Here is a 24,995-nt window from a genome sequence, read left to right as displayed (position 1 = left end):
AGGCGCGCTGACGTTAATTTGCCAACGCCTGCGCCGCAGACCCTGACAATTGGCGTTGCATCCTACGCCGCCAGCAGCGATTTCAATTTCACCGCCTGCGAACCGAGCGCTTCCGGCGCGGGCCTCGCCCGTTTGCCGATCAGCATTTCCGCCAGCCTGATGTCACGGGCGACCGCATTGCCCGGCCCGATGCCGCTGGCGGCCACCAGCCTGCCGTCCTCGGCAAGGTGAAAGAGAATGAAGGCGCCCTCGCCGAGATCGCGGCGCACCGTGCTGCGGCCTTCGTCGGAAAGCCCCGCGATCTGCAGGGACAGGCCATATTGATCCGACCAGAACCACGGCACCGCCGCATGTGCCTCGGCGGCGCCGAGCATGTTTTTTGCCGCCAGCGCGCCTTGCTCCTGCGCATTGCGCCAGGCCTCCAGCCGTACGCGGCGGCCAGCATAGATGGCAAGCGGGAACGAACAGCAGTCGCCGGCAGCGAAGATGTCGGCGTCGGTGCTGCACAGTTCGGCATCGACTGATATGCCGTTGTCGATGGCCAGTCCTGCTTCGGCGGCAAGAGCCGTCACCGGCACGGCGCCGATGCCGATGATGGCGAGATCGGCGAGGATTTCGCGGCCGCCGGCAAGCACGATGCGCGCCTGCCTGCCGTCGTCGGCGATCGAGGCAATGCCTTCGCCGCACGTTATGTCGACGCCTTCGGCGACGTGGGTGTCATGGACGACCTTGGCGATCTCGGCCGGTACGCCGCGCATCAGGATGCGCGGCTGCGCCTCGATGACGGTGACCGCGGCACCGAGCTTGCGGGCCACCGCGGCGAGCTCGAGCCCGATGAAGCCGCCGCCGATGACGGCAATGCGGTTGCCCGCCTTGAGATGGGCGCGGATAGCCAGCGCATCGACAAAGGTGCGGAGGTAGACGCAGCGCCCGTCAAGGCCAGGCATCGACAGTTTACGGGGCGTCGAGCCGGTCGCTAGCAGCAGCTTGTCGTAGGGCAGCATCGAGCCGTCCGACAGGCGCACAGTATGCGCGGCGCGATCGATCGCTGCAGCCTGAATGGAATGGATATGCCGGATCGACTTTTCGGCGAGGATCTCGTCGCTGGCGATCGCCTTGATCTCGGGCGCGCCGCCGGCCATGGCGTCCTTGGACAGAGGCGGCCGTTCATAGGGCAGATGCGGCTCGTCGCCGACCAGCGTCACCGGTCCCTCATAGCCGAGGTCACGCAATGCAAGCGCTGCCCGGCCGCCGCATTCCCCGGCGCCGATGATGACCATTCCGCGCGTCATACCGGTCATCCGATCTGGACGAGGACGCTGCCGGCGTCGACCTTGACCGGATAGGTCCTGAGATTGACGCAGGCCGGCGCGCCCTTGGCCTGGCCTGTCTTGTAGTTGAAGCGGCCATTGTGCTTGGGACATTCGATGATGTCGTCCATGACAAGCCCGTCGGCGAGATGCACCTTTTCGTGCGTACACAGGCCGTCGGTGGCGAAATACTCGTCATCGGGGCTGCGATAGATGGCGTAGCTGCGGCCGCCGTGATCGAACCGCATCACATCTTCTTCGTCGATGTCTCCCACGGCACAGGCCTCGACCCAGTCGCTCATACATTTCTCCCGCGAAATTTCCCGATCGCGCCTCACGGGCGGATATCACTCCGCCGCGGCGTTGAAGGCAGCATTGTCGTTGTGCAGATCCTCGCGATACGGCCTGGCCGTTGGCGGCAGCTCGCGCTTGAGGAAATAATCCTCGTTGCGCAACTGGCGCCAGAAGACAGGCAGCATCTCGCGATAGCCGGCCAGGATCGAGGGCGTCGGCGCCGGCAAATCATGCTTGATCAGTTCATGCAGCTTCGGCAGCGCATGGTAGGGCACCATCGGGAACATATGATGCTCGACGTGGTAGTTCATGTTCCAGTAGATGAAACGGCTGATCGGGTTCATGTAGACGGTGCGGCTGTTCAGCCGATGGTCGGTGACGTTGTCGGCAAGACCGCCATGCTGCAGCAGGCCGACCATGACGTGGTGCCAGGCGCCATAGAGCCTGGGCAGGCCGACCAGCATCAAGGGCAGGAACGAGCCGGTATAGAGCGCCAGCGCGATGGTTGCGGCATAGATCGCGGTCCAGATGCGGGCGATGCGGATCGCTTTCGGCTGTTCCTGCTCGGGAATAAAGGTCTTTTCGGCCGCGCTGATGTTGCCGGCGGCGTTGCGCAGCATGTCTGACATCGCATGCCAGGCGTCGAGCACGCCGACAAAGCCGAGGATGGCGCGCACCAGGTCCGGCGGCCGCATGACCGAGATTTCCGGATCGCGGCCGACGATGATGGTGTCGGTGTGATGGCGCGTGTGGCTCCAGCGCCAGGTCACCGGGTTGCGCATGATCATGAAGCAGGCGACCTGATAGACCCAATCATTCATCCACTGCGTGCGGAAGGCCGTGCCATGGCCGCATTCGTGCCAGCGGGAATCGGTGGACGAGCCGTAGAGCACGCCATAGGCGAAGAAGAACGGCACGCACCACCAGGTGCCCCAGAACCAGGCACCGCCGGCGCCGCTGACGATGAGCGCGGCGATCCAGATCGCCGTGTCGCGGAGCGCGGGCGCGTCGGAGCGCTGCATCAGCTCCTTCATCTGCTTGCGGGGAATGTCGGTGTGATACCATTCGGCCGCCGACAGGCCGGTCTCGACGGCCAGCCTGGCGTCGCGGCCGATCAGGCTGTAGTCACGCCGGGACGGCGCAGCATGCATGGTTGCCTCCCTCGGCAAGGGCATCCGCCACGCGAATGCCCGACATTTCCTGACTTCGAGGCTGAAAATAACGCCAGCTCATGATAGACTCAACATCATAAAGATAGTTTCTATCATTTCCTATCATCAAGATGTAGGAAAGATGCACGGTCAAATGAGGACAGACATGGCGAAACGGCCGACCATATCAGATCTGGCGCGCATCTCCGGCGTCAGCGTCGCCACGGTGGACCGGGTGCTCAACAGCCGCCTGCCTGTGCGCGAGGAAACGGCGCGCCGCGTCTATGACGCCGCGACCGAGATCGGCTATCACGCCGCAGGCCTGATCAAGCAGCGTATGCGCCAGGAATTGCCCGAGTATCGGCTGGGTTTCCTGCTGCTTCGGGGCAATGACGTTTTCTATGGCGATTTCGCGCGGGAACTCGAACTCGCGGTCGCACAATCGCAGCGCTTCCGTGGCGTCGCAACCATCGATTTCGCCAGTTCCCTGGCCCCGGATGAGATCGCCGCCCAGATGCGCAGGCTGGCGGCGAAATCGCGGGCGATCGCCGTGGTCGGCCCTGATCATCCGACGCTGACGGCGGTCGTGGAGGCGCTAAAGGCCAGGGGGCAGCCGGTCTTCTCCCTGCTGTCCGACTTCGCCGCCGGCATCCGCGAAGGCTATGTCGGGCTCGACAACCGCAAGGTCGGCCGCACCGCCGCCTGGATGATCTCGAAGGCTGCGAGGAAGCCCGGCCAGGTCGCCCTTTTTGTCGGCAGCCATCGCTTCCACGGCCATGAGCTGCGTGAGATCGGCTTCCGCTCCTTCTTTCGCGAGCATGCGCCGGACTTCAACGTGCTGGAGACGCTGGTCAATCTGGAGGCCAACCAGGTGACCCATGATGCGACGATCGATCTTCTGGGGCGATATCCGGATCTTGTCGGCTGCTACGTCGCCGGCGGCGGCATGGAGGGCGCCGTCTCGGCGCTGCGGACAGCGAAGCCCGCAAGCATGCCGGTGGTCGTCTGCAACGAGATCAACGCCGAATCGCGCGCCGCGCTTGCCGACAACATCCTGACGATGGTGATCTCGACGCCGCTTGCCGCGCTCTGTCGCGAGCTCGTCGATCGGATGGCGCATGCCATCGAAACCGGCGCGGCCAATGCGCCGGGCCAGACATTCCTCCCCTTCGATATTTATTTGCCGGAAAATATCTGAAGCCATTTCAGGAAAGCGCGGGAGCGGTTTTCCGTCCAGGTCGCGTCGGGACGGGAGGTAGAGCGTTTCCATGAAACGATAAAGCGCCCGGGCAGCCCGGTCGGCCGCAAACCGGCCGCCTGAAATGATAGAATCCATCAGAGGCAGCCGAAAATCGCACGCCCGGATTCGGAATCTCCCTTGACGCCCCGATCCGAAATGGAATAAATATTTCACTGACTGTACATTTTGGTTCTTTCGTTCCGACAACATCTGGTTCGAGCAGGCAGTTCGGTGTTCCAGCCAGTGGTGAACCGCGTTGGAACGAAATGATATCAGGGAGAGATTCCCCGAGGAGATCGGGGATTCCGGATAGATCGGTGCGACCGGACACCCAAAGTGGAGGAGAGATACAATGAAGAAAATGATTTTGGGCGTCGCTTTCGCGGCGCTGATGAGTTCGTCCGCCATGGCCGCCAAGATCGGCGTGTCGATGGCCAAGTTCGACGACAATTTCCTGACCGTGCTGCGCAACGGCATGATCGAGCAGGCCAAGGGAATGAGCGGGGTGGAGTTGCAGGTCGAGGACGCGCAGAACGACGTCGCCAAACAGCTCGACCAGATCAAGAACTTCGCCGCATCGGGGGTCGACGCCATCATCGTCAACCCGGTCGACACCTCGGCCACGCAGGCGATGTCGGATGCCGCGGCCGCCGCCAAGATCCCGCTGGTCTATGTCAACCGCGAACCGGTCAATGTCGACACGCTGCCTGACAACCAGGCCTTCGTCGCTTCGAACGAAGCCGATTCCGGCACGCTCGAAACCAAGGAAGTCTGCCGCCTGTTCAAGGAAGCCGGCAAGAAGGAAGCCAATGTCTATGTGATCATGGGCGAGCTTTCCAACCAGGCAGCCGTGCAGCGCACCAAGGACATCGAGGAGGTGATCGCGACGCCGGATTGCAGCTTCATCAAGATCATCGACAAGCAGACGTCGAACTGGAACCGCGACGAGGCCCAGAACCTGATGACCAACTGGCTGTCGACCGGCAAGCCGTTCGACGGCGTCATCGCCAACAATGACGAAAGCGCCATCGGCGCCATCCAGGCAATGAAGGCCGCCAATGTCGACATGAAGACGGTTGTCGTCGGCGGTGTCGACGCCACCCAGGACGCGCTCGCCGCCATGCAGGCAGGCGACCTCGACGCCACCGTGTTCCAGGACGCGGCTGGCCAGGGCGCCGGCGCGCTCGACGCGGCACTGAAACTGTCCAAGGGCGAGAAGGTCGAACACAAGGTCTACGTGCCCTTCCAACTGGTGACGCCGGCCAACATCGACAAGTTCCTGAAGAAGAACTGAGCGGCGGAACGGTTCACCTCGGGGCGGCGCTCAAAGGACCGGGCGCCGCTCCTCCTCTCGGCGCTTTCATGGCGCCAGGAGCGACCGCGGCTGACGGAGGATAGACGAGTGGCACAGACATCTCATGGCGTCGGCGGGGTCAGCTATGATGCGAAGAAGCGCATATGGCCGGCGGAATTCAACGTCTTCCTGGCGCTCGTCATTCTTGTCGTCATCTTCGAATTGATCGGCCGCGTCTTTCTCGGCGACAGCTTCCTGTTCAACACCCGCAGCAATGTCGGCGGCCTCTTCAACGAGGCGCGGCTACAGATCATCATCCTGCAAGTGTCGATCGTCGGCATCATCGCCATCGGCGTGACGCAGGTTATCATATCGGGCGGCATCGACCTGTCGTCGGGCTCGATCGTCGGCGCCACGGCGATGATCGCCATGAGCTTCGCCCAGGTGGCGACGGTCAACGGCAACCCCAATCCCAAGGCGATGTTCCTGGCTCAGGGCTGGACCGACCTGCCGGTGATCGTGCCGGTGCTGGTCGCCATCGGCTGCGGGCTGCTGGCAGGCCTGGTCAACGGCGCCCTGATCGCCTACACGCGCATTCCGCCCTTCATCGCCACGCTAGGCATGATGGTGACCGCGCGCGGCATCGCCAAATGGTGGTCCAAGGGGCAGCCCATCTCGTTCCCGACCGAGAGCTTCGCCGCCATCGGCAAGGGCCTGATGCCCGTCATCATCTTCCTGTCGCTGGCCGTGCTGTTCCAGCTGATCATGACCTACACACGATACGGCAAGCATTGCTACGCGATCGGCTCCAACGAGGATGCCGCACGCATGTCCGGCATCAAGATCGCCAACCACAAGATCCTGGTCTACGTCATCGCCGGCATACTCGCGTCGCTGGCCGCAGTGGTGCTGTCTTCCAAGAACCTCACCGCCCAGGCCGGCATGGGCGTGATGTACGAACTCGACGCCATCGCCATGGCGGTCATCGGCGGCGTATCGCTGTCGGGCGGCCGCGGCTCGATCATCGGCACGGTGATCGGCGCGCTGATCTTCGGCGTCATCATCTCCGGCTTCACCTTCCTGCGCCTCGACGCCTACTACCAGGAGATGGTCAAGGGCGTGATCATCGTCGGCGCCGTCGTTCTCGACCAGTGGCGCCAACGCCTGCGGGCATTGAGGGCTTGACCATGTCAGACATCGTCCTGAAGACCGAAAACCTGACCAAGCGCTATGGCGGCGTGCAGGCGCTGGAAGGCGCGAATTTCGAGCTGCGCAAGGGCGAACACGTCGCCATCATGGGCGACAATGGCGCCGGCAAGTCGACCTTCGTGCGCCAGATCACCGCCGTCGAGCAACCGACCAGCGGCCAGATCTGGTTCGACGGCAAGCAAGTCAATTTTTCGGGCCCTATCGAGGCGCGCGAGGCCGGCATCGAGACCGTGTTCCAGAACCTGGCGCTGGCCGACGACCTCGACGTGCCGTCGAACCTGTTCCTTGGCCGAGAAAAAGTGCTGTTCAATCTGGGACCGTTTTCGATCCTGGACCGCCGGGGAATGCGCAAGGCGACCGAAGCGGCGCTGGTGCGCACGGCGGTGAAAATCCCAAACCTGTCGAACACCATCCGCCATATGTCGGGCGGCCAGCGGCAATGCGTGGCGATCGCCAGAACCGCGACCTTCGCCTCCAAGCTGATCATCATGGACGAGCCGACGGCAGCACTCGGCGTGCAGGAGACCGCGCAGGTCGAGAACATCATCCGCACGCTGAAGGACAATGGCGAGCCGCTGATCCTGATCAGCCACAATATGCGCCAGGTGTTCGACCTTTGCGACCGCATCGTCGTCTTCCGGCGCGGCCGCATCGTCGCCAATTTGCGCAAGGAGAACACCGACGGAAACGATATCGTTTCCTACATCACCGGCGCCAAGACCGGAGAGGCCGAACTCGCGGCCTAGGCCGGGCGCGGAGGCGGCGGTCATCGCCTCCCTGTCGATCTTGTCTTGACCGGAAAAACACCTGCGCGCATGACCGGCGCCCCGCCAGCTTCGAACCATCCCCAGAGGAAATTTCCATGACTCTCCGCTTCGCCCTCCTCGGTGCCGGCCGCATCGGCAAGGTCCACGCCCGCGCCGTCGGCTCCAATCCGCAGGCCAAACTGGTCGCCGTTGCCGACGCTTTCGAGAAGGCGGCGAGCGAACTCGCCACGGCCTACGGCGCCGAGGTGCGCACCATCGATGCCATCGAGAAATCCGGGGACATCGACGCGGTCGTCATCTGCACGCCGACCGACACCCATGCCGACCTGATCGAGCGCTTCGCCAAGGCCGGCAAGGCGATCTTCTGCGAGAAACCGATCGACCTCGACGTCAAGCGGGTCGAGCAGTGCCTGGCCGTGGTCGAGAAGGCCAAGGCGACGCTGATGGTCGGCTTCAACAGGCGCTTCGACCCGCACTTCGCTGCGGTGCGCAAGGCAATCGATGACGGCGCCATCGGCGTGGTCGAGATGGTGACCATCACGTCGCGCGATCCGGGCGCACCGCCGATCGACTACATCGCGCGCTCCGGCGGGATCTTTCGCGACATGACCATCCACGACTTCGACATGGCGCGCTTCCTGCTCGGCGAAGAGCCGGTGGCGGTCAGCGCGCATGCCTCGGTGCTGGTCGACAAGAAGATCGGCGAGGCCGGCGATTTCGACTCGGTCAGCGTCATCCTCGAAACCGCGTCGGGTAAGCAGGCCGTCATCTCCAATTCCCGCCGCGCCACCTATGGCTACGACCAGCGCATCGAGGTGCATGGCTCGAAAGGCATGGTCGCGGCCGAGAACCAGCGGCCGGTGTCGATCGAACTGGCCAATGAGAAGGGCTATACGCGCCCGCCGCTGCACGACTTTTTCATGACCCGCTATCTCGATGCCTATGCCATCGAGATTGCGTCCTTCATCGCCGCCGCGACGTCGGGCAAGAAGGCAGCACCGAGCGGGACGGACGGGCTCATCGCACTTCGGCTGGCGGATGCGGCGCTGAAATCGGCGACATCAGGCCAGACCGTCCGCCTCGACAAGTAACGACTTAAAGCACAGGAGCAGAGCGATGAGCGCATCAGCCGATCGCAATTCACAAACGCGCGCCATCGTCACCGGCGGCGCACAAGGCATAGGCTTCGCGGTCGCCGAGGCATTGGCGGACGAAGGCTGCCGGGCGCTGGCCCTGATCGGCCGCTCGCAGGAAAAGGGCGACAAGGCGGTCGCCACCCTTAAGAAGTCCGGTGTCGACGCGATCTTCATCAGCGCCGATGTCTCCAAGGTGGCCGACTGCAAGCGCGCCGTCGCCACCGCGCTTTCGCATTTCGGCACCATCAACGCCCTGGTCAACGCCGCCGCCACATCCGCGCGCGGCTCGTTGGTGGAGACTAGCGAGGAGCTGTTCGACACCATCTTCGACACCAATGTGCGAGGACCCTTCTTCCTGATGCAGGGCGTTGTGGCGCATCTGCTTGAGAAAAAGGCCCCCGGATCGATCGTCAACGTGCTGTCGATGTCGGCGCATACCGGCCAGTCGTTCCTGACGCCCTATTCGACCAGCAAGGGCGCGCTGATGACGCTGACCAAGAATGTCGCCAATGCCTACCGCTTCAACCGCATCCGTTGCAACGCCGTGCTGCCCGGCTGGATGGACACCGAGGGCGAGGACATCGTGCAGAAGAAATGGCACGATGCACCCGACGACTGGCTCGAGAAGGCCGAGGCCGCGCAGCCGATGGGCCAGCTGGTGAAGCCGGACCAGCTTGCCCGGCTGATCAGCTACATGGTCAGCCCGCAGTCCGGCGTGATGACCGGCTCGCTGGTCGACTACGACCAGAGCATCGCTGGGGCGTCGCCGGAGTAGCGGCCGCGTAAGCGAAACCGTTAACCAGGTGGTCATCCACGGGCGGAGCAAGGAGCGCAGCGACGCGGCGCAGACCCGAGGATCCATGCCGCGACTTCCGGGCCGTCGCTACGGCGCAAGATTCTGCACCGCAGCACTCTCCCATCTAGGTTGCGGCATGGATCCCAGGGTCTCCGCGACGGAGCTTCGCTCCTGCTTCGCCCTAGAATGACGAAATCGCAAAGGCTCGGCCCTCACCTGAAATTGCTTGCTACCAGGGTACGTGACAAACGCCGCCGCTTCGACTATATGAGCCGCATGATCCACCTGACCGCCACCTATTGGTACTTTAGCAGCTCGCTGGCGGCGGGAGGATTGCGCTCGATCTGAAGATTGCAGCAAACAGTCCGACAAGCCGCCAGACCTGGCGGCTTTTTTGTTTCAGCCGGCAGGTCTCCCAACCAGGAGCAGAAGCCGTGTTGACCACCACAGACGACCTTCGGGTCAAGGAACTGAGACTGCTGAGCACGCCGGAAGAGGTGATGCGCGAGATACCGCGCTCACTCACGGCGACGCGCACCGTTGCCGCCTCGCGCAACGCCATCCACTCCATCCTGACCGGGGCCGACGACCGACTTGTTGTCATCGTCGGCCCCTGTTCGATCCACGACCCGGTCGCGGCCGTTGACTATGCCAGCCGTCTGGCGGCGCTGCGCGAAGCTCTGTCCGACCGGCTCGAGATCGTGATGCGGGTCTATTTCGAAAAGCCGCGCACGACGGTCGGCTGGAAGGGCCTGATCAACGACCCCGACCTCGACGGCAGTTTCAACATCGACAAGGGGCTGCGGATGGCCCGCAATGTGCTGTCGGCCGTCAACAATCTGGGCCTGCCGGCGGCGACCGAATTCCTCGACATGACGACGCCGCAATACATCGCCGACCTCGTCGCCTGGGGCGCGATCGGCGCGCGCACGACCGAGAGCCAGATCCATCGCGAGCTGGCCTCGGGCCTGTCCTGTCCGGTCGGCTTCAAGAACGGCACCGACGGCAATCTCAGGATCGCCGCCGAGGCGGTGAAGTCGGCCGCGCAGCCGCATCATTTCATGGCGGTGACCAAGGGCGGACGCAGCGCCATCGCGGCAACGACTGGAAACGAGGATTGCCATGTCATCCTGCGTGGCGGCATTCAGCCCAACTACGATGCGGCAAGCGTCGAGGCCGCATCGGTCGAACTCGCCCGCATCGGTACCGCGCCCCGCCTGATGATCGATGTCAGCCATGCCAACTCAGCCAAGAAGCCGGAGATCCAGCCCAAGGTCGCGGCTGACGTGGCGGGACAGGTCGCGGCGGGGGACGAGCGCATTATCGGCGTCATGATCGAGAGCAATCTCGTCGCCGGCCGGCAGGATGTCGTGCCGGGCAAGCAGCTCGTCTACGGCCAGAGCATCACCGATGGCTGCATCGACTGGGCGGCCACGGAGACGGTGCTGCACGGCCTTGCCGGCGCCGTGGAATGGCGCCGGTCGGCGCGCCGCGCCTTGGTGGAGAGCCGGCAGGGCGCCGCCTGATCCGGTTGGAGCATAAGGGCGGCGTTTCCGGTTTCAGCCCAGGACCACGCCGCCCTTAGAGCAGTTCACCGTTTCATGGAAACGGCGAACCGCTCTAACTCTTTGTTTTGACGCAATTCCGGACAGAAAACCGCACGCACTTTTCTTGGAATTGCTCTAGGGCCCGCAGCGCTCCACCTCCCTTGCACGCCTCCGACCCGCGTGTTACATACTGAACCAAATGGTTCAGTATTCCGCGACCCGCCTGGATGCCTCGTTCGCCGCGCTTTCGGATGCCACCCGGCGCGGCGTTCTGGAGCAGCTCGGCCGTGCGGACGCTTCGATCACGGACTTGGCCCAGAAATTCCACATGACCCTCACGGGCATGAAGAAGCATGTCGGCGTCCTGGAGCAGGCGGGACTCGTCACGACTCGGAAGGTCGGGCGCGTGCGGACCTGCAAGCTGGGCTTACGCCGCCTGGAGGAGGAGACCGCATGGATCGAGAGATACCGCCAGCTCTGGGCCGCACGCTTCGACGAGCTGGACAAGGTTATCGAGGAATTGAAACGCAAGGAGGAAGTCGATGGACGCAGGAAGAGCGAGTGAGGCCAAACGCACGACGGTGGAACGGAGGTCCGACCGGGAGTTGGTCGTTACGCGAAGCTTCGACGCGCCTGCGCGCATCGTGTTCGAGGCGTGGACCAAGCCTGAGCTGTTCAAGCAGTGGTGGGTGCCGAAGTCGATGGGCATGTTCCTGCGTTCCTGCGAGATGGATGTTCGTGTGGGAGGCGGGTACCGTTTGGTGTTCGGGCATCACGGCTCGAACCCTGCCGAGTTCTTCGGCAGGTATCTCGAAGTGACACCGCACTCGCGCCTCGTCTGGACCAATGACGAAGGGGGTGAGGGTGGACCCGTCACCACGGTGACCTTCGAGGAAAAAGGCGGCAAGACGCTGCTAGTCATGCGCGAGCTCTATCCCTCGAAGGAAGCCCTCGACGCCGGCGCCGGGGCGGCGGATGCGATGTCCGAGCAATTCGAGCAGTTGGACGAGCTTCTCGCCACGCTGCAGGGCGCCGCCTGATCCGGCCGGCGCCAGAAGGGCGGCGGTCCGGTCTAGCCCGGCATTACGCCGCCCTCAGCCCTTCCCATGCGGTGAACACGGACACCGCGAAGAGCAGCAGCCCGGCCGCCCGGCCGGCAAGGATGGTCGCTCGCGGATTAACGATCAGCAGCTTGCGGCTGCGGCCAGCCGATATTGCGAGCCCGCCATAGATCGCGGCCTGCGTCAGCACGGTCAGCAGGCCCATCACCGTCGCCTGCATCCAGATCGGGCCGTAGTCCGTTTTCAGGAACTGCGGATAGACGGCAAGGACGAACAGGTAGGCCTTTGGGTTGATCAGGCAGGTCACAAGGCCTTGGCGAAACGCCTTCCATGCCGAGCGGCTGCCGGCGGGCCCGTCGCGACCGACAGTGATGGAGCTGCGCATCAGCGTGATGCCGATGAAGGCCATGTAGGCGGCGCCTGCAATCAACAGCGGCTTGAACAGGATCGGCAAAAAATGCATCAGCAGGCCGACGCCGATCGCGCCGTTCAGCGTGTGCACCATGCCGCCGACCATGATGCCGCCGGTCGCGGCAAGGCCCCTGTCGCGCCCGCCCGTCAGCGCATTGGCCAGCACGAACAGCATGTCCATGCCCGGAACGGCGATGATGCCGAACAGCAGGATAAAGAACAGCCAGAGATTTTCAACATAGCTCATGTCAGTAGCCTGTCGCCTCGCTCGGCCCAGCCGCAGCGGAACCTGTTGATTTTCAATCCGATAGACGATCCTATAGGCCGAACCAACTGACGATGATGTGTCAGTTGTGATCGGCAACGGGTGAGAAAAATGCGCAAGGCGTCGCGCCTGTTCGAGATCATCCAGATCCTGCGGCTGGCGCGGCAGCCGGTGACGGCGGCAATGATAGCCGCGCAGCTGGAGGTGACGATACGCTCGATCTATCGCGACATCGCAGCGCTTCAGGCCATGCGCGTGCCGATCGAGGGCGGGAGGGGCATCGGCTATATCCTGCGCCCCGGCTTCGACTTGCCGCCTCTGATGTTTTCGATCGAGGAGATGGAGGCGATCGTGCTGTCACTGGCGCTGCTGGAGCGCACGGGCGACGACGAGCTCAAGCAGGCAGCCAAGCGCGTCGGCGCCAAGATCGCCGGCGCGGTACCGCCGCCTTTGCGCCAGACGCTCGACGCCAATGCGCTGCATGCGTGGGGATTCGCCGCGCCCTCTGCAGGTGCGATCGACCTGGCGCTGGTGCGCCGCGCCATACGCGACGAGGAGAAGCTCGACCTCTCCTATCGCGACGAGCTTGGCCGCGCTTCCGAGCGCCTCATCCGCCCGATCGCGCTGATCTATTACGCCGAGACCGCCAACATCGTCGCCTGGTGCGAGCTGCGCCAGGCGATCCGCAATTTCCGCAGCGACCGCATCGAGGATTGCCAGCCGACGGGACTGCGCTTCAAGGGCGAAGGCGATCGGTTGCGGCAGATCTGGGTCAATGGGTGGGAAGTCAACGCAGCGGCCGTCGGCTAAACCGACCAGCGGAGCGAACCTTACCTTACATCCACCCAGCGCTTCTCCTCGAACGATCGCGCCATCGCATGCACGGTGCGCTCGATCTCCAGACCTTCGTCGAATTCGATGAGCCGCGCCGGTCTGCCGGCGAGCCGGGTCAGCAGTTCATGGCATTCGATGATCTTGAGATCATTGAAGCCAAGACTATGCCCGGGCGCGGGCACGAACAGATCGTAGGGCTTGTGCTGTGGCGACACGAGGATGGTGCGATAGCCCTGTTCGGTCGGGCGATCCGATGTGAGGTAGAGCTGGAACTCGTTCATCCGCTCCTGGTCGAACAGGATCGAGCCCTTGGAGCCGAATATCTGGACGGCGATGCGGCCCTTGCGGCCCCAGGCCGAGCGGTTGACCAGAAGCGTACCGGCGATGCCGTTCTCCAGATGCATCAACACGCTGGCGATTTCGTAGGTCTCGACCGCGCGGCGGCCGCCGGCGGCTAGCTTGCGGTCGGCATAGGGCTTGGCCATGTCGCAGATGACGCTGGCGACGCGGCCGAACAGGGCCGACACCAGCGACAGCGGATGCACGGCGAAATCATCAAGCGCGCCATAGCCGGAAGATGCTTCGTGCTTCCAGAAGAACAGCGCCTCGGGATCGGCCATGAAATCCTCGTCCATTTCGATGCGCAGATGGTTGACCTCGCCGATGATCTTTTCGTCCAGCAGCGCGCCGATGTGGCGGATGGCCGGGCTCTGGATGTAATTGTAACCGAGCGCCGCGACCTTGCCGGATTTCTTCGCCGCGGCCGCCATCGCCTCGGCTTCGGCGAAGCTCGGCGCCATCGGCTTTTCGCACCACAAATGCTTGCCGGCCTCGAGAACTGCGATGGCCATTTCCGGATGGAACTGGTTGGGCGTGGTGAGCGAGACGACGTCCACTTCGGGATCGTTGACGACGGCGCGCCAGTCACCGGACGCCCTGGCGAAACCGAACTCGCCGGCCTTGCGCCTGGCGAGATCCTCATTGACCTCGCCGAGATGGACAAGCCGCGGTTTGGTCATGTCGGGAAAGACGGCGCCGACGGCACTCCACGCGATGGCGTGGCACTTGCCCATAAATCCCGTGCCGATAAGACCGACGCCGACCATTTTCCGTTCCTCCACCGCCATAGATGCTACGTGGATGAACTAGTCCATTTTTGTTCGGAATGGAATGTCTGCCTCATTTTTTATGGTGTTCTTGCGCAGCCTCGCTATGATGGGGCAGAGATGACGCTTCACCGATGAGCTTGGACGGGCCGACGATGGACGAACGGGTACCTCGCGACTTCGAGACGCTGCGCGCCACAATCCTCGATCGGCGCGAAAGCCTGCCCAAGCGCATCGCCCAGATCGCCGCTTATGCGCTCGACAATCCCGACGATATCGCCTTCGGCACCGCCGCCAGCATCGCCGCCTCGGCCGGCGTGCAGCCCTCGACGCTGATCCGCTTTGCCCAGCAGCTCGGCTTTGACGGCTTCACCAGCCTGCAGCAGGTGTTTCGCGAACGGCTACGCGAGCGCAACTCCTCCTATGACGAACGGCTGCAGGCACTGCGCGCCAAGGCCGAGGGCGGCGCCGGCCACCGGGCGATCTTCGACGGCTTCGTCGCCGCCGCCAGCACCTCGCTCAACGACATTTCGCGCACGCTGGACGACGCGCATCTGGAAGAAGCGATTTCCCTGCTGGCCAAGGCACAGACCATCTATGTGCTGGCCAAGCGGCGCTCCTATCCGGTGGCGTCCTACATCGCCTATGCGCTTGGCAAGCTGAAGATCCGCAACCAGCTGATCGAATCAGCCGCCGGCCTCAACGCAGAGATGGTCAGCTTTGCGACGCCCGCGGATGCCGTCGTCGCCATTTCCTTCTCGCCCTATGCGCCGGCCACGATCGAGGAGGCGCGCACGATTTCGGAACAGGGCGTGCCGATCATTGCCATCACCGACAGCTCGTTTTCACCGCTTGCTCAGTTCGCCAGCGTCTGGTTCGAGGTTGCCGAGGCGGATTTTGCCGGCTTCCGCTCGCTATCGGCGACGATGGCGCTGGCCATGGCGCTGACCGTTGGCGTCGGCGAGAAGCGGCGCAACCCCGGCAAAGGGCGCAAGGCCTGAGTGGAAGGCAAAAGGCGATTTTAGATCGGGGAATGCTCATTCCATATTGACTATGGATTGGAATTATTATTTCATATTTTTCGGCGCCACGCTGCCGCTCGCGCGTGTACCCCAACATAACAGGCCCGACGGGAGGTTCCAATGAGCGAAGCCGTGGACGCGAAATACGCTGCGCTCGACGTCATCACCATCGGCCGGGCTTCCGTCGACCTCTATGGCCAGCAGATCGGCTCGCGGCTGGAGGACATCACCTCCTTCGCCAAGTCGGTCGGCGGCTGCCCCGCCAATATCTCGGTCGGCACGGCGCGGCTCGGCCTGCGTTCGGCGCTGCTGACGCGGGTCGGCGACGAGCAGATGGGGCGCTTCATCCGTGAACAATTGAAGCGCGAAGGCGTCAACACCGACGGGCTGAAGACCGACAAGGAGCGATTGACCGCACTGGTGCTGCTTTCGGTCGAGAGCGAAGGCGTTTCGCCGATGATCTTCTACCGCTCCGACTGCGCCGACATGGCGCTGGCCGAGGAGGATATCGACGAGGCGTTTATTTCCTCGGCTCGCGCGGTCGTCGTCACCGGCACGCATTTTTCACGGCCCCACAGCGATGCAGCCCAGCGTAAGGCGATCCGCATCATGAAGGCCAAGGGCGGCAAGGTCGTGTTCGACATAGACTACCGGCCGAACCTCTGGGGCCTGGCCGGCCACGCCGAAGGTTTTGAGCGCTACGTCAAGTCCGACCGCGTCTCGGCGCAGTTGAAGACGGTGCTGCCCGATTGCGACCTCGTCGTGGGTACCGAGGAAGAGATCATGATCGCCTCGGGCGCGGACGACTGCCTGAGCGCGCTAAAGACGATCCGTTCGCTGTCCTCGGCCACCATCGTCTTGAAGCGCGGCGCCATGGGCTGCATCGTCTATGACGGGCCGATCAGCGACGATCTCGAGGACGGCGTGGTCGGCAAGGGTTTTCCGATCGAGATCTACAACGTGCTTGGCGCCGGCGATGCCTTCATGTCGGGCTTCCTGCGCGGCTGGCTCGGCGGCGAAAGCCTTGCCACGGCGGCGACCTGGGCCAATGCCTGCGGCGCCTTCGCCGTGTCGCGGCTGTTGTGTGCGCCGGAATATCCGACCTTCGAGGAATTGCAGTTCTTCCTCAAACTCGGCAGCAGGCATCTGGCGTTGCGCAAGGACGAGGCGATCAACCACATCCATTGGGCAACGACGCGCCGGCACGACATTCCCTCGCTGATGGCATTCGCCTGCGACCACCGGGTGCAGCTCGAGCACGTGGCGGCCAAGACTGGCGCTGACGCGTCGCGCATCGAGGATTTCAAGGTGCTGACGGTGAAAGCGGCGGCCAAGGTCGCCGCCGGGCGCGACGGATACGGCATGTTGCTCGACGAGAGGCATGGCCGCGAGGCGATGTTCGAATTCGCCAGGCATTCCTTTGCCTGGCTCGGGCGGCCGGTGGAGCTGCCGGGCTCGCGGCCGCTGCGCTTCGAATTCTCGCAGGACATCGGTTCGCAGCTCACCGAATGGCCGGTCGACCACTGCATCAAATGCCTTTGCTTCTATCATCCCGACGATCCGCCGGGCTTGAAGGAGGAACAGCAGCAGAAATTGCGCGCACTGTTCGAGGCCGCGCGGAAAGTGGGCAGGGAGCTTCTCATCGAGATCATCGCCGGCAAGCACGGCAAGCTCGACGACACGACCATCCCGCGTGCGCTTGAGGAACTCTATGCGCTCGGCATCAAGCCGGATTGGTGGAAGCTCGAACCGCAGGCATCCGCAGGCGCGTGGACGAAGATCGAGGCCGTGATCCTGAAGAACGACCCCTGGTGCCGCGGAGTCGTGCTGCTCGGCCTGGAGGCGCCGCAGGACGAGTTGGAGGCCGCCTTCGCAGCGACGGCCAAGGCGCCTATCGTGAAGGGTTTCGCGGTCGGCCGCACCATCTTCATCAACGCCGCCGAACAATGGCTTTCCGGCAGGATGTCGGACGACGAAGCGGTTGCCGACATGGCATCGCGCTTCGAGCAGCTGACCGAGGCATGGCTTGCCGCGCGCGGCCGTAAAGCAGCATAAGAAGGCACGGGCACAGGGACTGCGGAGGAAACCAATGAGCAAGACAATCCGCCTGACGATGGCGCAGGCGCTGACCCGTTTCCTGAGCAAACAGAAGGCCGAGATCGACGGCGCAAAGGTACCGATCTTCGGCGGCGTCTGGGCCATCTTCGGCCACGGCAATGTTGCCGGCATCGGCGAGGCGCTCTACCAGGTGCGCGACGAACTGCCGACCTTCCGCGCCCACAACGAACAGGCGATGGCGCATGCGGCGATCGCCTATGGCAAGGCCAATTTCCGCCGCCGCTTCATGGCCGCCACCTCCTCGATCGGACCCGGCGCGCTCAACATGGTGACGGCGGCGGCACTTGCGCATGTAAACAGGTTGCCTGTCCTGTTTCTGCCGGGCGACGTCTTCGCCAACCGCATTCCCGACCCGGTGCTGCAGCAGGCCGAGGATTTTTCCGACGGCACGGCGACGGTCAATGACTGTTTTCGTCCGGTGTCGCGCTATTTCGACCGCATCACGCGGCCGGAGCAGATCATCCCGGCGCTCAACCGCGCCATGGCCGTGCTGACCGACCCGGCCGAATGCGGGCCGGTGACCTTGTCGCTCTGCCAGGACGTGCAGGCCGAGGCCTATGACTATCCCGAGAGCTTCTTTGCCGAACGGGTCTGGCGCCAGCGCCGGCCGCGCCCGGATCGGGCTGAATTGGCGGCTGCGGTTGCAGCGCTGAAGAGCGCAAGCAAGCCGCTGGTGATCGCCGGCGGCGGCGTGCTCTATTCTCGGGCCTCGGACGAACTGGCGAAATTCGTTGAAGGCGCCGGCATTCCGGTCTGCGAAACGCAGGGCGGCAAATCCTCGCTGCCGGACGATCATCCGCTCAACATGGCGGCGATCGGCGTCACCGGCACGTCGGCCGCCAACCGGCTGGCGGAAGAGGCCGATGTCGTGCTCGCCATCGGCACGCGCCTGCAGGATTTCACCACCGGCTCCTGGGCGCTGTTCAAGAATTCGGGCAAGACCATCATCGGCTTGAATGTGCAGCCTTTCGATGCCGGCAAGCATCGGGCATCGCCGCTGGTCGCCGACGCGGCCGAAGGCTTGGCCGAACTCGGTGCCGCGCTGAAGGGTTGGAAGGCGCCATCCGCCTGGACCGACAATGCGGCAGCCGGCAAGAAGGAATGGCAGGCCGAAGCCGCCAAGGTGACCGCGTCGACCAATGCCGCCTACCCTTCCGACGCGCAGGTGATCGGCGCCGTGCAACGCGCCATGGGCTCCGGCGTGACGCTGCTCAACGCCGCCGGCGGGCTGCCGGGCGAATTGCACAAGCTTTGGCAGGCCGGCGCGCCCGGCTCGTATCATGCCGAATACGGCTTCTCGACCATGGGTTACGAGATTGCCGGCGGGCTCGGCACCAAGATGGCCAAGCCCGGGGAAGAGGTCGTCGTCATGATCGGCGACGGCTCCTACCTGATGCTCAATTCCGAGATCGCCACCTCGGTGATGCTTGGCCTGAAGCTGACCATCGTGCTGCTCGACAACAGGGGTTTTGGCTGCATCAACCGGCTGCAGATGGCGACCGGCGGCGCCAACTTCAACAATCTCCTGAAGGATGCGCGCCACGAGGTGCTGCCCGACGTCGACTTTGCCGCGCACGCCGCGAGCATGGGGGCGATCGCCGAGAAGGTCTCGTCGATCGCAGGGCTGGAGACGGCGCTGGCTCAGGCGAAAGGCAACGACCGCACCACGGTACTGGTCATCGACACCGATCCGCTGGTCTCCACCGATGCCGGCGGCCACTGGTGGGACGTGGCGGTGCCGGAAGTCTCCGAGCGCAGCCAAGTGAACGCGGCGCGCAAGGTCTATGACGAGAAGCGGCGGATGCAGAGCGTCGGCGATTGATCTCGGCGCTGCCCACCCCCTACCTCCCCCTTGTGGGGAGGTCGGACCGAAGGTCCGGGTGGGGTCTGGCGCCGCACCCCCACCCCGCTGCTTCGCAGCGACCCTCCCCACAAGGGGGAGGGTGAACAAGAACCGGAGTGACGACTTGAAAGCCAAACTGGGCATGTCCCCCATCGCGTGGTGGAACGACGATCTTGCGGAACTCAGCGACGACGTGTCGTTGGAGGAGTGCCTACGCCAGTCGCGTTCGGCCGGCTTCACCGGCATGGAGATGGGACGGCGCTTTCCCAAGGACCCCAAGGTGATGCTGCCGATCCTGAAGGCGGCTGACGTCACACTGTGCGGCGGCTGGTTCTCGGGCACGCTGGTCGACGAGGAGATGAGCAAGAACAAGGATCGCATCCAGCCGATGATCGACCTGTTCAAGGCGGTCAACGCGCCTTGCATCGTCTATGGCGAGGTTGGCCGTTCGATCCAGGGCGACCGCTCGAAGCCGCTCGCCACCAAGCCGAAACTCTCGGGCGACGAGATGAAGGCCTATGCCAGGCGCCTGACCGAATTCGGCGAATGGTGCGCCGAGCAAGGCATGCCGCTTTCCTATCATCACCATATGGCGGCGGTGGTCGAGACCGAGGCGGAGCTCGACGCCTTCATGCGCCATTCCGGAGCGGGCATTCCGCTGCTGCTTGACGCTGGACATCTGGCCTTTGCCGGCGGCGATGTGCTGCGCGCCATCGACAATCACCACAAGCGCATCAGCCATGTGCATGTGAAGGATGTACGCATGGGCGTGATCGAGAAGCTCGACCGCACGAAGCAGTCCTTCCTCGACGCGGTGGCGCTTGGCGCCTTCACCGTGCCGGGCGACGGCTCGCTGGATTTCGGCGCCATCGTGCAGCGTTTCGCCGACCACGGCTATGAAGGCTGGTTCGTGGTCGAGGCCGAACAGGACCCGAAGAAGAACCCGCCGCTCAAGATGGCGCAGGTGGGCCACAAGGAGTTGATGCGGGTGATGACGGCGGCCGGCTATACGGTCGAGACGCAGGGCTTCCCCGATGTCTGATCGGGTTCTCGCCAGGCCGGGCTTGCTGTAGGTTGCCGCGATGAAAGATTCCGAGCACCCCTTCTTCCGGCCATTGTGGCGGCGTGTCGCCGTCGTCGCGGTGTGCGTCATCTGGTCGATCATCGAATTCGCGAGCGGCACGCCGTTCTGGGGCGTGATCGCGCTGGGCTTCGCCGGCTATGGCGTCTGGCAGTTTTTTTATCTCTACAAGCCGGCCGACGAGAACAAGGCGCCCGCCGAAGTCGAACCGAAGGAGTAACCGGATGTCGAAGCTGCTGGTCAAAGCCGACAAGGGCCATGGCCGTGTCGCGCACGTCACGCCGCAAAGCGCCGGCTGGACCTATGTCGGGTTCGACCTGCATCGGCTGAAACCGGGCGAAACGGCTTCGGGAACAACGGACGATCGCGAAGTCTGCCTGGTGTTCGTCACCGGCAAGGGCACGGTCGCGGCCGGCGGCAAGGATCTCGGCCTGCTCGGCCAGCGCATGTCGCCCTTCGAAGGCAAACCATGGTCGGTCTATGTGCCGCAGGGATCGGACTGGTCGGTGACGGCTGATAGCGGACTGGAACTGGCGGTCTGCTCGGCGCCGGGATTGAGCGGCGGCCTGCCGGTTCGCGTCATCGGGCCTGACGACCTCGGCCAGGAGGTGCGCGGCAAGGGCACCAATACGCGCTACGTCACCAACATCCTGCCCGAGGGCAAGCCGGCCGATTCGCTGCTGGTGGTCGAGGTCATCACGCCCGGCGGCCATACGTCGAGCTATCCGCCGCACAAGCACGACCAGGACAATCTCCCTAACGAATCCTATCTCGAGGAAACCTATTATCACCGCCTCAACCCGCCGCAGGGCTTTGCTTTCCAGCGGGTCTATACCGACGCCGACAAGGACGGCTCCCGCGCGCTGGACGAGGCGATGGCGATCGAGGACGGCGACGTCGTGCTGGTGCCCAAGGGCTATCACCCCTGCGCGGCTTGCCATGGCTACGACCTCTACTATCTCAACGTCATGGCCGGCCCGAAGCGGACGTGGAAATTCCACAATGCGCCCGAGCACGAATGGCTGATGAAGGCCTGACCGTTGCGCGTTCACGGCTGAACCTGTTGGTCCAGATCAGAAAAATCGTCGGCTAAGGACCGGCGGGGTCGATTTGCCTTCGAAAACCCTTCAAAGCTTCGTCAATCCGTCATGGAAATCACCTATGGCAACGGGCTGACGAGGATTTTCGATGCGCTACGCCATCTACTTCACCCCCCAACAGGACGAAAAATTGGCGCGGATCGCCGCCAACTGGCTGGGCCGTGACCCGTTCGGCGCCGCGACGCGACCGGTGGAGGCGGTGGGCGATTTGTCGGCGGCGGAAGTCGCCTTCCACACCGCATCGGCACGGCGCTATGGTTTTCACGCAACGCTGAAAGCCCCTTTCCGGTTAGCGGCCAACGAAACCGAAGCCTCGTTGCGCGCAGCGCTCGACGCCTTTGCCCAGGCGACGCCCGTTGTGATGATCCCGCGTCTCGTCGTCAGCCAGATCGACGGTTTCTTCGCACTGGTGCCGGAGGCGCCATTGCCTCCGCTCAATCGCTTCGCCGATGATGTGGTGCGCGATTTCGACCGCTTTCGCGCGCCGTTGACGGAGGCCGAGATCGAGCGGCGCAGCCCGGACTCGCTGAAGCCGGGCGAATTCCGCAATCTCTGCCAATGGGGCTATCCTTACGTCTTCGAGAGCTTCCGCTTTCACATGACGCTGTCCGGCAGGGCCGGGCCACAGGAAAGCCCTCGTCTTCGCCTGGCAATCGAGGGCCTGTTCACCGAGGTGCTGCGCCAGCCGGTTCCGGTGGACGCGCTGACGTTGTTCATCGAGCCCGAACCCGGCGCCCCGTTCATGGTGCTTTCCCAGCACGCGCTCGGGCGCCGTCCGGCCAGAAAAACCGCCTGAAGCAACAAGCCGCAAAGGCGAGAAAAAACCAAGGACTGCCTAAGATGACCGCCGACACCATTCTGAGCAACGCCCGCATCGTTCTTGCCGACGAGATCATCGACGGTTCGCTCGTGATGCGTGACGGTCTGATCGCCGACATATCCGCCGGCGTCGTGCGAGCCGGCGAGGACATGGCTGGCGACTTCATCATTCCGGGACTGGTCGAGCTGCACACCGATCACCTGGAAGGCCACTATGCGCCGCGGCCCAAGGTGCGTTGGAACCCGATCGCCGCCGTGCTCGCCCATGACGCGCAGGTGGCGACGGCAGGCATCACCACCGTGCTCGACGCCTTGCGTGTCGGCATGGACGAGGATGCCGATCTCAACGCCGCCGACATCCGCAAGCTCGCCGATGCGATCGAGGACAGCGTGCGGATGGATCGATTGCGGGCCGATCATTTCATCCATCTACGCTGCGAGGTCTCGGCGCCGGATTGCCTCAGGGCCTTCGCCAATTTCGAGACGGACGAACGGGTGAAGCTCGCCTCGCTGATGGACCATGCGCCAGGCCAGCGCCAGTTCGTCAACCTCGAAACCTACGCCTACTACTATCAGCGCAAGCTGAAGCTGACCGATCACGATTTCCAGAAATTCTGCGAGAAGCGGATGGGCGAATCGGCCCGGAATTCGGCCCCGAACCGCGTCTTCATCGCCGCCGCCTGCCACGAGCGCGGCATCGTGCTTGCGAGCCATGACGATGCGACGACGGGCCATGTCGACGAAGCCATCGAGCAAGGCGTGCGCGTTGCCGAATTCCCGACCACCGAGGAGGCCGCCAGAGCTTCGAAGGATGCCGGGCTCGGCGTGCTGATGGGCGCGCCCAATGTCATGCGCGGCGCCTCGCATTCGGGCAATGTCTCGGCGCGCACGCTGGCCAGCGACGGCCTGCTCGACATATTGTCGTCCGACTACATCCCCTTCAGCCTGATCCAGTCCGCCTTCTTTCTCGGCGACGTCGTCGATAGCATTTCCCTGCCGCAGGCGGTGGCAATGGTGTCCAAGAACCCGGCCGAGGCCGTCGGTCTTTCCGATCGCGGCGTCATCGAAGAGGGCCGCCGGGCCGACCTGGTGCGCGTGCGCCTCGACGACCACGTTCCGGTGGTGCGCACGGTCTGGCGGCAGGGGCGGCGGGTCGCGTGATGGCTTCGGCATTGATCGAGCGTGAACTGTCGGCCGAGGCGTTTCCCATACGCGACGGCGTCTTCGTTGCCGTGGTGGGCCCGAGCGGCGCCGGCAAGGATACGATCATCGGCCATGCCAAGGCGCTTTTCGCCGACGAGCCGCGGCTGGAGTTCGTGCGCCGCGTCATCACCAGACCGAGCGACACGGCAAGCGAGGATCACGACACGCTGGCGGATGCCGCCTTCATCGAAGCCGAAGCCGACGGCGCCTTCGCCGTCTCCTGGGAGGCGCACGGCCTGCGCTACGGCCTGCCGGCCGAGGTCGATTGGGCAGTGGCCAACGGCCATGTCGCTGTCGCCAACGTATCGCGCGCGATCATCCCTGCCTTGCGGGAGCGCTATGCCAATCTGGCCGTCGTCGAGATCACCGCTTCGCCCGATGTGCTGGCCGGGCGGCTGGCGATGCGTGGCCGCGAGTCGCGCGGGGAGGTTCTGGCACGCCTGGCGCGCAGCGCCCCTGTGACGCTGTCCGGACCCGGCGTCACCTCGATCGACAATAGCGGTTCGCGCGAAGCGGCAGGCGAGCGCTTTGCCGAGGTGCTGCGCAAGGCGATGGCGTTCTCCGACATGTCGGGGCTGATCGACTAAAGGTGTCGATGGTCAGGTGGCGCTCGCCTGATCTGAACATCGAAACACCCTCCTTTTATGCCGCGTGCCGGTCGTGATCGGCACGCGGCGTGCCGGCCGACGGCGTTGCCGAAGGTTGTGTCGGCGCGTCCAGAACCGCGACGTGATGGCGGTACACCATTTCCCAGCCTTTCCAGCCGGTAAACAGCAGGATGCAGACAACGATCAATGAAAGCAGCACTCCCCATGGGCGAACTGCCGCTTCGGCACCTTGGCTGTAGCGAAGATAGAAATTGATCAGCGCCAGAACGACGGCGGTCAAATTGCCGACCATGTGGTACCAGGCGTCCGTCAGGGCGCGGATGCGCGGCTCGCTCAGGAAATCGATAAAGCCGGCAATCGCCGCCAGGAGAGCCATGACGATGGCTGCTCCAATCAGCCACATCGACGCGCGTGCCCAAAAGGCGTCGGCAGTCCCCCAGAACATCAAATCGGTGAGAAACGCGCCGACAAGGAACGCGACAGGAAAGGGAATGAGCATCGGATGGATGGGATGACCTCCCACCTTGGCGGTGCTTAGCGGATTCGCGGCCATGACAATGCCTCCGAATAGAAAAGCTTTGAACAACGCCCAGATAAGGGTTTCGTTCCAATCCGGATGGAAGCTCGCAAGACCGTTTTCGCGATGCCGCCCCCCTTTTGCACTCAAGTCACTTGGGGCCGCACAGATACGGCCGACAACAGATCGAGCGGAATTGCGGGGCCGGCGAGATAGAGCGGCGTTATCTTTCGACGGCCACGGCGGATGGTGGCTTTTTGCCC

At 63.9% G+C, this 24,995-nt stretch carries 25 protein-coding genes; 19 read left to right on the top strand and 6 right to left on the bottom strand.

Features of this window, described 5'->3' with window-relative positions:
• Nucleotides 1-62: 62 nt before the first annotated feature.
• The 3 genes from FJ867_RS25645 to FJ867_RS25635 are packed head-to-tail and all read right to left on the bottom strand — an operon-like array spanning nt 63 to nt 2,755.
• Entirely contained in the window at nt 63-1,301 is a 1,239-nt protein-coding gene (locus tag FJ867_RS25645; RefSeq protein ID WP_181168446.1) for an FAD-dependent oxidoreductase, read from the bottom strand.
• Entirely contained in the window at nt 1,298-1,612 is a 315-nt protein-coding gene (locus FJ867_RS25640) for a MocE family 2Fe-2S type ferredoxin (RefSeq protein ID WP_140524123.1), read from the bottom strand. The genes FJ867_RS25645 and FJ867_RS25640 overlap by 4 nt, the downstream gene beginning before the upstream one ends.
• Before the next feature lie 45 nt (nt 1,613-1,657).
• On the bottom strand, nt 1,658-2,755 hold the full coding sequence (locus FJ867_RS25635) for a fatty acid desaturase family protein (protein ID WP_140491229.1): 1,098 nt from the start codon (nt 2,753-2,755) through the stop codon (nt 1,658-1,660).
• A 166-nt stretch (nt 2,756-2,921) separates the two neighbouring features.
• Between FJ867_RS25635 and FJ867_RS25630 the strand changes: the two genes are divergently transcribed.
• The 9 genes from FJ867_RS25630 (at nt 2,922) to FJ867_RS25585 (ending at nt 11,784) form a co-directional block, all read left to right on the top strand.
• Nucleotides 2,922-3,953, top strand: a complete 1,032-nt coding sequence (locus FJ867_RS25630) for a LacI family DNA-binding transcriptional regulator (RefSeq protein WP_140818914.1) — start codon at nt 2,922-2,924, stop codon at nt 3,951-3,953.
• A gap of 394 nt (nt 3,954-4,347) precedes the next feature.
• Nucleotides 4,348-5,289, top strand: a complete 942-nt coding sequence (locus tag FJ867_RS25625) for a sugar ABC transporter substrate-binding protein (protein ID WP_140491233.1) — start codon at nt 4,348-4,350, stop codon at nt 5,287-5,289.
• Between the two features lie 108 nt (nt 5,290-5,397).
• Nucleotides 5,398-6,474, top strand: a complete 1,077-nt coding sequence (locus tag FJ867_RS25620; protein ID WP_140491235.1) for an ABC transporter permease — start codon at nt 5,398-5,400, stop codon at nt 6,472-6,474.
• 2 nt (nt 6,475-6,476) lie between these two features.
• Entirely contained in the window at nt 6,477-7,244 is a 768-nt protein-coding gene (locus FJ867_RS25615; RefSeq protein ID WP_140491237.1) for an ATP-binding cassette domain-containing protein, read from the top strand.
• 116 nt (nt 7,245-7,360) lie between these two features.
• A complete protein-coding gene (iolG, locus tag FJ867_RS25610; RefSeq protein ID WP_140524129.1) occupies nt 7,361-8,356 on the top strand; it encodes an inositol 2-dehydrogenase in 996 nt (331 codons plus the stop codon).
• A gap of 25 nt (nt 8,357-8,381) precedes the next feature.
• On the top strand, nt 8,382-9,176 hold the full coding sequence (locus FJ867_RS25605) for an SDR family oxidoreductase (protein WP_140658388.1): 795 nt from the start codon (nt 8,382-8,384) through the stop codon (nt 9,174-9,176).
• 455 nt (nt 9,177-9,631) lie between these two features.
• On the top strand, nt 9,632-10,723 hold the full coding sequence (locus tag FJ867_RS25595; protein WP_140818910.1) for a 3-deoxy-7-phosphoheptulonate synthase: 1,092 nt from the start codon (nt 9,632-9,634) through the stop codon (nt 10,721-10,723).
• Nucleotides 10,724-10,943: 220 nt separating this feature from the next.
• Entirely contained in the window at nt 10,944-11,309 is a 366-nt protein-coding gene (locus FJ867_RS25590; protein ID WP_140563547.1) for a metalloregulator ArsR/SmtB family transcription factor, read from the top strand.
• Nucleotides 11,287-11,784 (top strand): SRPBCC family protein, encoded by a 498-nt coding sequence (locus tag FJ867_RS25585; RefSeq protein WP_140818908.1) that lies wholly within the window; start codon nt 11,287-11,289, stop codon nt 11,782-11,784. Before FJ867_RS25590 ends, FJ867_RS25585 begins: the two co-directional genes overlap by 23 nt.
• A gap of 43 nt (nt 11,785-11,827) precedes the next feature.
• Here FJ867_RS25585 and FJ867_RS25580 read toward each other — a convergent pair whose 3' ends face one another.
• Nucleotides 11,828-12,463: a LysE family translocator gene (locus tag FJ867_RS25580; RefSeq protein ID WP_140818907.1), complete on the bottom strand. Its 636-nt coding sequence runs from the start codon at nt 12,461-12,463 to the stop codon at nt 11,828-11,830.
• A 129-nt stretch (nt 12,464-12,592) separates the two neighbouring features.
• On the opposite strand from FJ867_RS25580, the gene FJ867_RS25575 reads away from it, so the two are divergent.
• On the top strand, nt 12,593-13,291 hold the full coding sequence (locus FJ867_RS25575; protein WP_140563551.1) for a YafY family protein: 699 nt from the start codon (nt 12,593-12,595) through the stop codon (nt 13,289-13,291).
• 20 nt (nt 13,292-13,311) lie between these two features.
• On the opposite strand, the gene FJ867_RS25570 is transcribed toward FJ867_RS25575, so the two are convergent.
• Entirely contained in the window at nt 13,312-14,421 is a 1,110-nt protein-coding gene (locus FJ867_RS25570; protein WP_140818905.1) for a Gfo/Idh/MocA family oxidoreductase, read from the bottom strand.
• A 155-nt stretch (nt 14,422-14,576) separates the two neighbouring features.
• Between FJ867_RS25570 and FJ867_RS25565 the strand changes: the two genes are divergently transcribed.
• The 9 genes from FJ867_RS25565 (at nt 14,577) to phnN (ending at nt 24,194) form a co-directional block, all read left to right on the top strand.
• Complete coding sequence (locus FJ867_RS25565; RefSeq protein ID WP_181165350.1) at nt 14,577-15,422, top strand: MurR/RpiR family transcriptional regulator; 846 nt, start codon at nt 14,577-14,579, stop codon at nt 15,420-15,422.
• 141 nt (nt 15,423-15,563) lie between these two features.
• Nucleotides 15,564-17,498, top strand: a complete 1,935-nt coding sequence (iolC, locus tag FJ867_RS25560) for a 5-dehydro-2-deoxygluconokinase (protein ID WP_140818903.1) — start codon at nt 15,564-15,566, stop codon at nt 17,496-17,498.
• A 34-nt stretch (nt 17,499-17,532) separates the two neighbouring features.
• A complete protein-coding gene (gene iolD / locus FJ867_RS25555) occupies nt 17,533-19,383 on the top strand; it encodes a 3D-(3,5/4)-trihydroxycyclohexane-1,2-dione acylhydrolase (decyclizing) (RefSeq protein WP_140818901.1) in 1,851 nt (616 codons plus the stop codon).
• 145 nt (nt 19,384-19,528) lie between these two features.
• Nucleotides 19,529-20,446 carry a myo-inosose-2 dehydratase gene (gene iolE / locus FJ867_RS25550; RefSeq protein ID WP_140818899.1) on the top strand — a complete coding sequence of 306 codons (918 nt, stop codon included), beginning with the start codon at nt 19,529-19,531 and terminating at the stop codon, nt 20,444-20,446.
• A gap of 40 nt (nt 20,447-20,486) precedes the next feature.
• A complete protein-coding gene (locus FJ867_RS25545; RefSeq protein WP_140491266.1) occupies nt 20,487-20,705 on the top strand; it encodes a DUF3329 domain-containing protein in 219 nt (72 codons plus the stop codon).
• Nucleotides 20,706-20,709: 4 nt separating this feature from the next.
• On the top strand, nt 20,710-21,522 hold the full coding sequence (iolB, locus tag FJ867_RS25540; protein ID WP_140671616.1) for a 5-deoxy-glucuronate isomerase: 813 nt from the start codon (nt 20,710-20,712) through the stop codon (nt 21,520-21,522).
• A 151-nt stretch (nt 21,523-21,673) separates the two neighbouring features.
• Nucleotides 21,674-22,381: a DUF1045 domain-containing protein gene (locus tag FJ867_RS25535; RefSeq protein ID WP_140563563.1), complete on the top strand. Its 708-nt coding sequence runs from the start codon at nt 21,674-21,676 to the stop codon at nt 22,379-22,381.
• 44 nt (nt 22,382-22,425) lie between these two features.
• A complete protein-coding gene (locus tag FJ867_RS25530; RefSeq protein ID WP_140676501.1) occupies nt 22,426-23,565 on the top strand; it encodes an alpha-D-ribose 1-methylphosphonate 5-triphosphate diphosphatase in 1,140 nt (379 codons plus the stop codon).
• Nucleotides 23,562-24,194, top strand: a complete 633-nt coding sequence (phnN, locus tag FJ867_RS25525; protein ID WP_181168445.1) for a phosphonate metabolism protein/1,5-bisphosphokinase (PRPP-forming) PhnN — start codon at nt 23,562-23,564, stop codon at nt 24,192-24,194. The genes FJ867_RS25530 and phnN overlap by 4 nt, the downstream gene beginning before the upstream one ends.
• Before the next feature lie 55 nt (nt 24,195-24,249).
• On the opposite strand, the gene FJ867_RS25520 is transcribed toward phnN, so the two are convergent.
• A complete protein-coding gene (locus FJ867_RS25520) occupies nt 24,250-24,768 on the bottom strand; it encodes a DUF2231 domain-containing protein (protein ID WP_140818897.1) in 519 nt (172 codons plus the stop codon).
• Between the last annotated feature and the right edge of the window lie 227 nt (nt 24,769-24,995).

It is taken from the genome of Mesorhizobium sp. B2-5-3 (assembly GCF_006441005.1).
In the GTDB taxonomy this organism is placed as follows: Bacteria; Pseudomonadota; Alphaproteobacteria; order Rhizobiales; family Rhizobiaceae; genus Mesorhizobium.
This window is presented reverse-complemented; position numbering and strand designations above follow the sequence as displayed.

Coding starts and splice junctions, on each gene's coding strand:
- iolB (WP_140671616.1), top strand. CDS start 20,710: ATGTCGAAGCTGCTGGTCAAAGCCGACAAGGGCCATGGCCGTGTCGCG.
- FJ867_RS25625 (WP_140491233.1), top strand. CDS start 4,348: ATGAAGAAAATGATTTTGGGCGTCGCTTTCGCGGCGCTGATGAGTTCG.
- FJ867_RS25565 (WP_181165350.1), top strand. CDS start 14,577: ATGGACGAACGGGTACCTCGCGACTTCGAGACGCTGCGCGCCACAATC.
- FJ867_RS25530 (WP_140676501.1), top strand. CDS start 22,426: ATGACCGCCGACACCATTCTGAGCAACGCCCGCATCGTTCTTGCCGAC.
- FJ867_RS25630 (WP_140818914.1), top strand. CDS start 2,922: ATGGCGAAACGGCCGACCATATCAGATCTGGCGCGCATCTCCGGCGTC.
- FJ867_RS25535 (WP_140563563.1), top strand. CDS start 21,674: ATGCGCTACGCCATCTACTTCACCCCCCAACAGGACGAAAAATTGGCG.
- FJ867_RS25640 (WP_140524123.1), bottom strand. CDS start 1,612: ATGAGCGACTGGGTCGAGGCCTGTGCCGTGGGAGACATCGACGAAGAA.
- FJ867_RS25585 (WP_140818908.1), top strand. CDS start 11,287: ATGGACGCAGGAAGAGCGAGTGAGGCCAAACGCACGACGGTGGAACGG.
- FJ867_RS25570 (WP_140818905.1), bottom strand. CDS start 14,421: ATGGTCGGCGTCGGTCTTATCGGCACGGGATTTATGGGCAAGTGCCAC.
- FJ867_RS25645 (WP_181168446.1), bottom strand. CDS start 1,301: ATGACCGGTATGACGCGCGGAATGGTCATCATCGGCGCCGGGGAATGC.
- FJ867_RS25520 (WP_140818897.1), bottom strand. CDS start 24,768: ATGGCCGCGAATCCGCTAAGCACCGCCAAGGTGGGAGGTCATCCCATC.
- iolC (WP_140818903.1), top strand. CDS start 15,564: ATGAGCGAAGCCGTGGACGCGAAATACGCTGCGCTCGACGTCATCACC.
- iolD (WP_140818901.1), top strand. CDS start 17,533: ATGAGCAAGACAATCCGCCTGACGATGGCGCAGGCGCTGACCCGTTTC.
- FJ867_RS25545 (WP_140491266.1), top strand. CDS start 20,487: ATGAAAGATTCCGAGCACCCCTTCTTCCGGCCATTGTGGCGGCGTGTC.
- FJ867_RS25590 (WP_140563547.1), top strand. CDS start 10,944: ATGGTTCAGTATTCCGCGACCCGCCTGGATGCCTCGTTCGCCGCGCTT.
- FJ867_RS25615 (WP_140491237.1), top strand. CDS start 6,477: ATGTCAGACATCGTCCTGAAGACCGAAAACCTGACCAAGCGCTATGGC.
- FJ867_RS25575 (WP_140563551.1), top strand. CDS start 12,593: ATGCGCAAGGCGTCGCGCCTGTTCGAGATCATCCAGATCCTGCGGCTG.
- FJ867_RS25635 (WP_140491229.1), bottom strand. CDS start 2,755: ATGCATGCTGCGCCGTCCCGGCGTGACTACAGCCTGATCGGCCGCGAC.
- iolG (WP_140524129.1), top strand. CDS start 7,361: ATGACTCTCCGCTTCGCCCTCCTCGGTGCCGGCCGCATCGGCAAGGTC.
- FJ867_RS25605 (WP_140658388.1), top strand. CDS start 8,382: ATGAGCGCATCAGCCGATCGCAATTCACAAACGCGCGCCATCGTCACC.
- FJ867_RS25580 (WP_140818907.1), bottom strand. CDS start 12,463: ATGAGCTATGTTGAAAATCTCTGGCTGTTCTTTATCCTGCTGTTCGGC.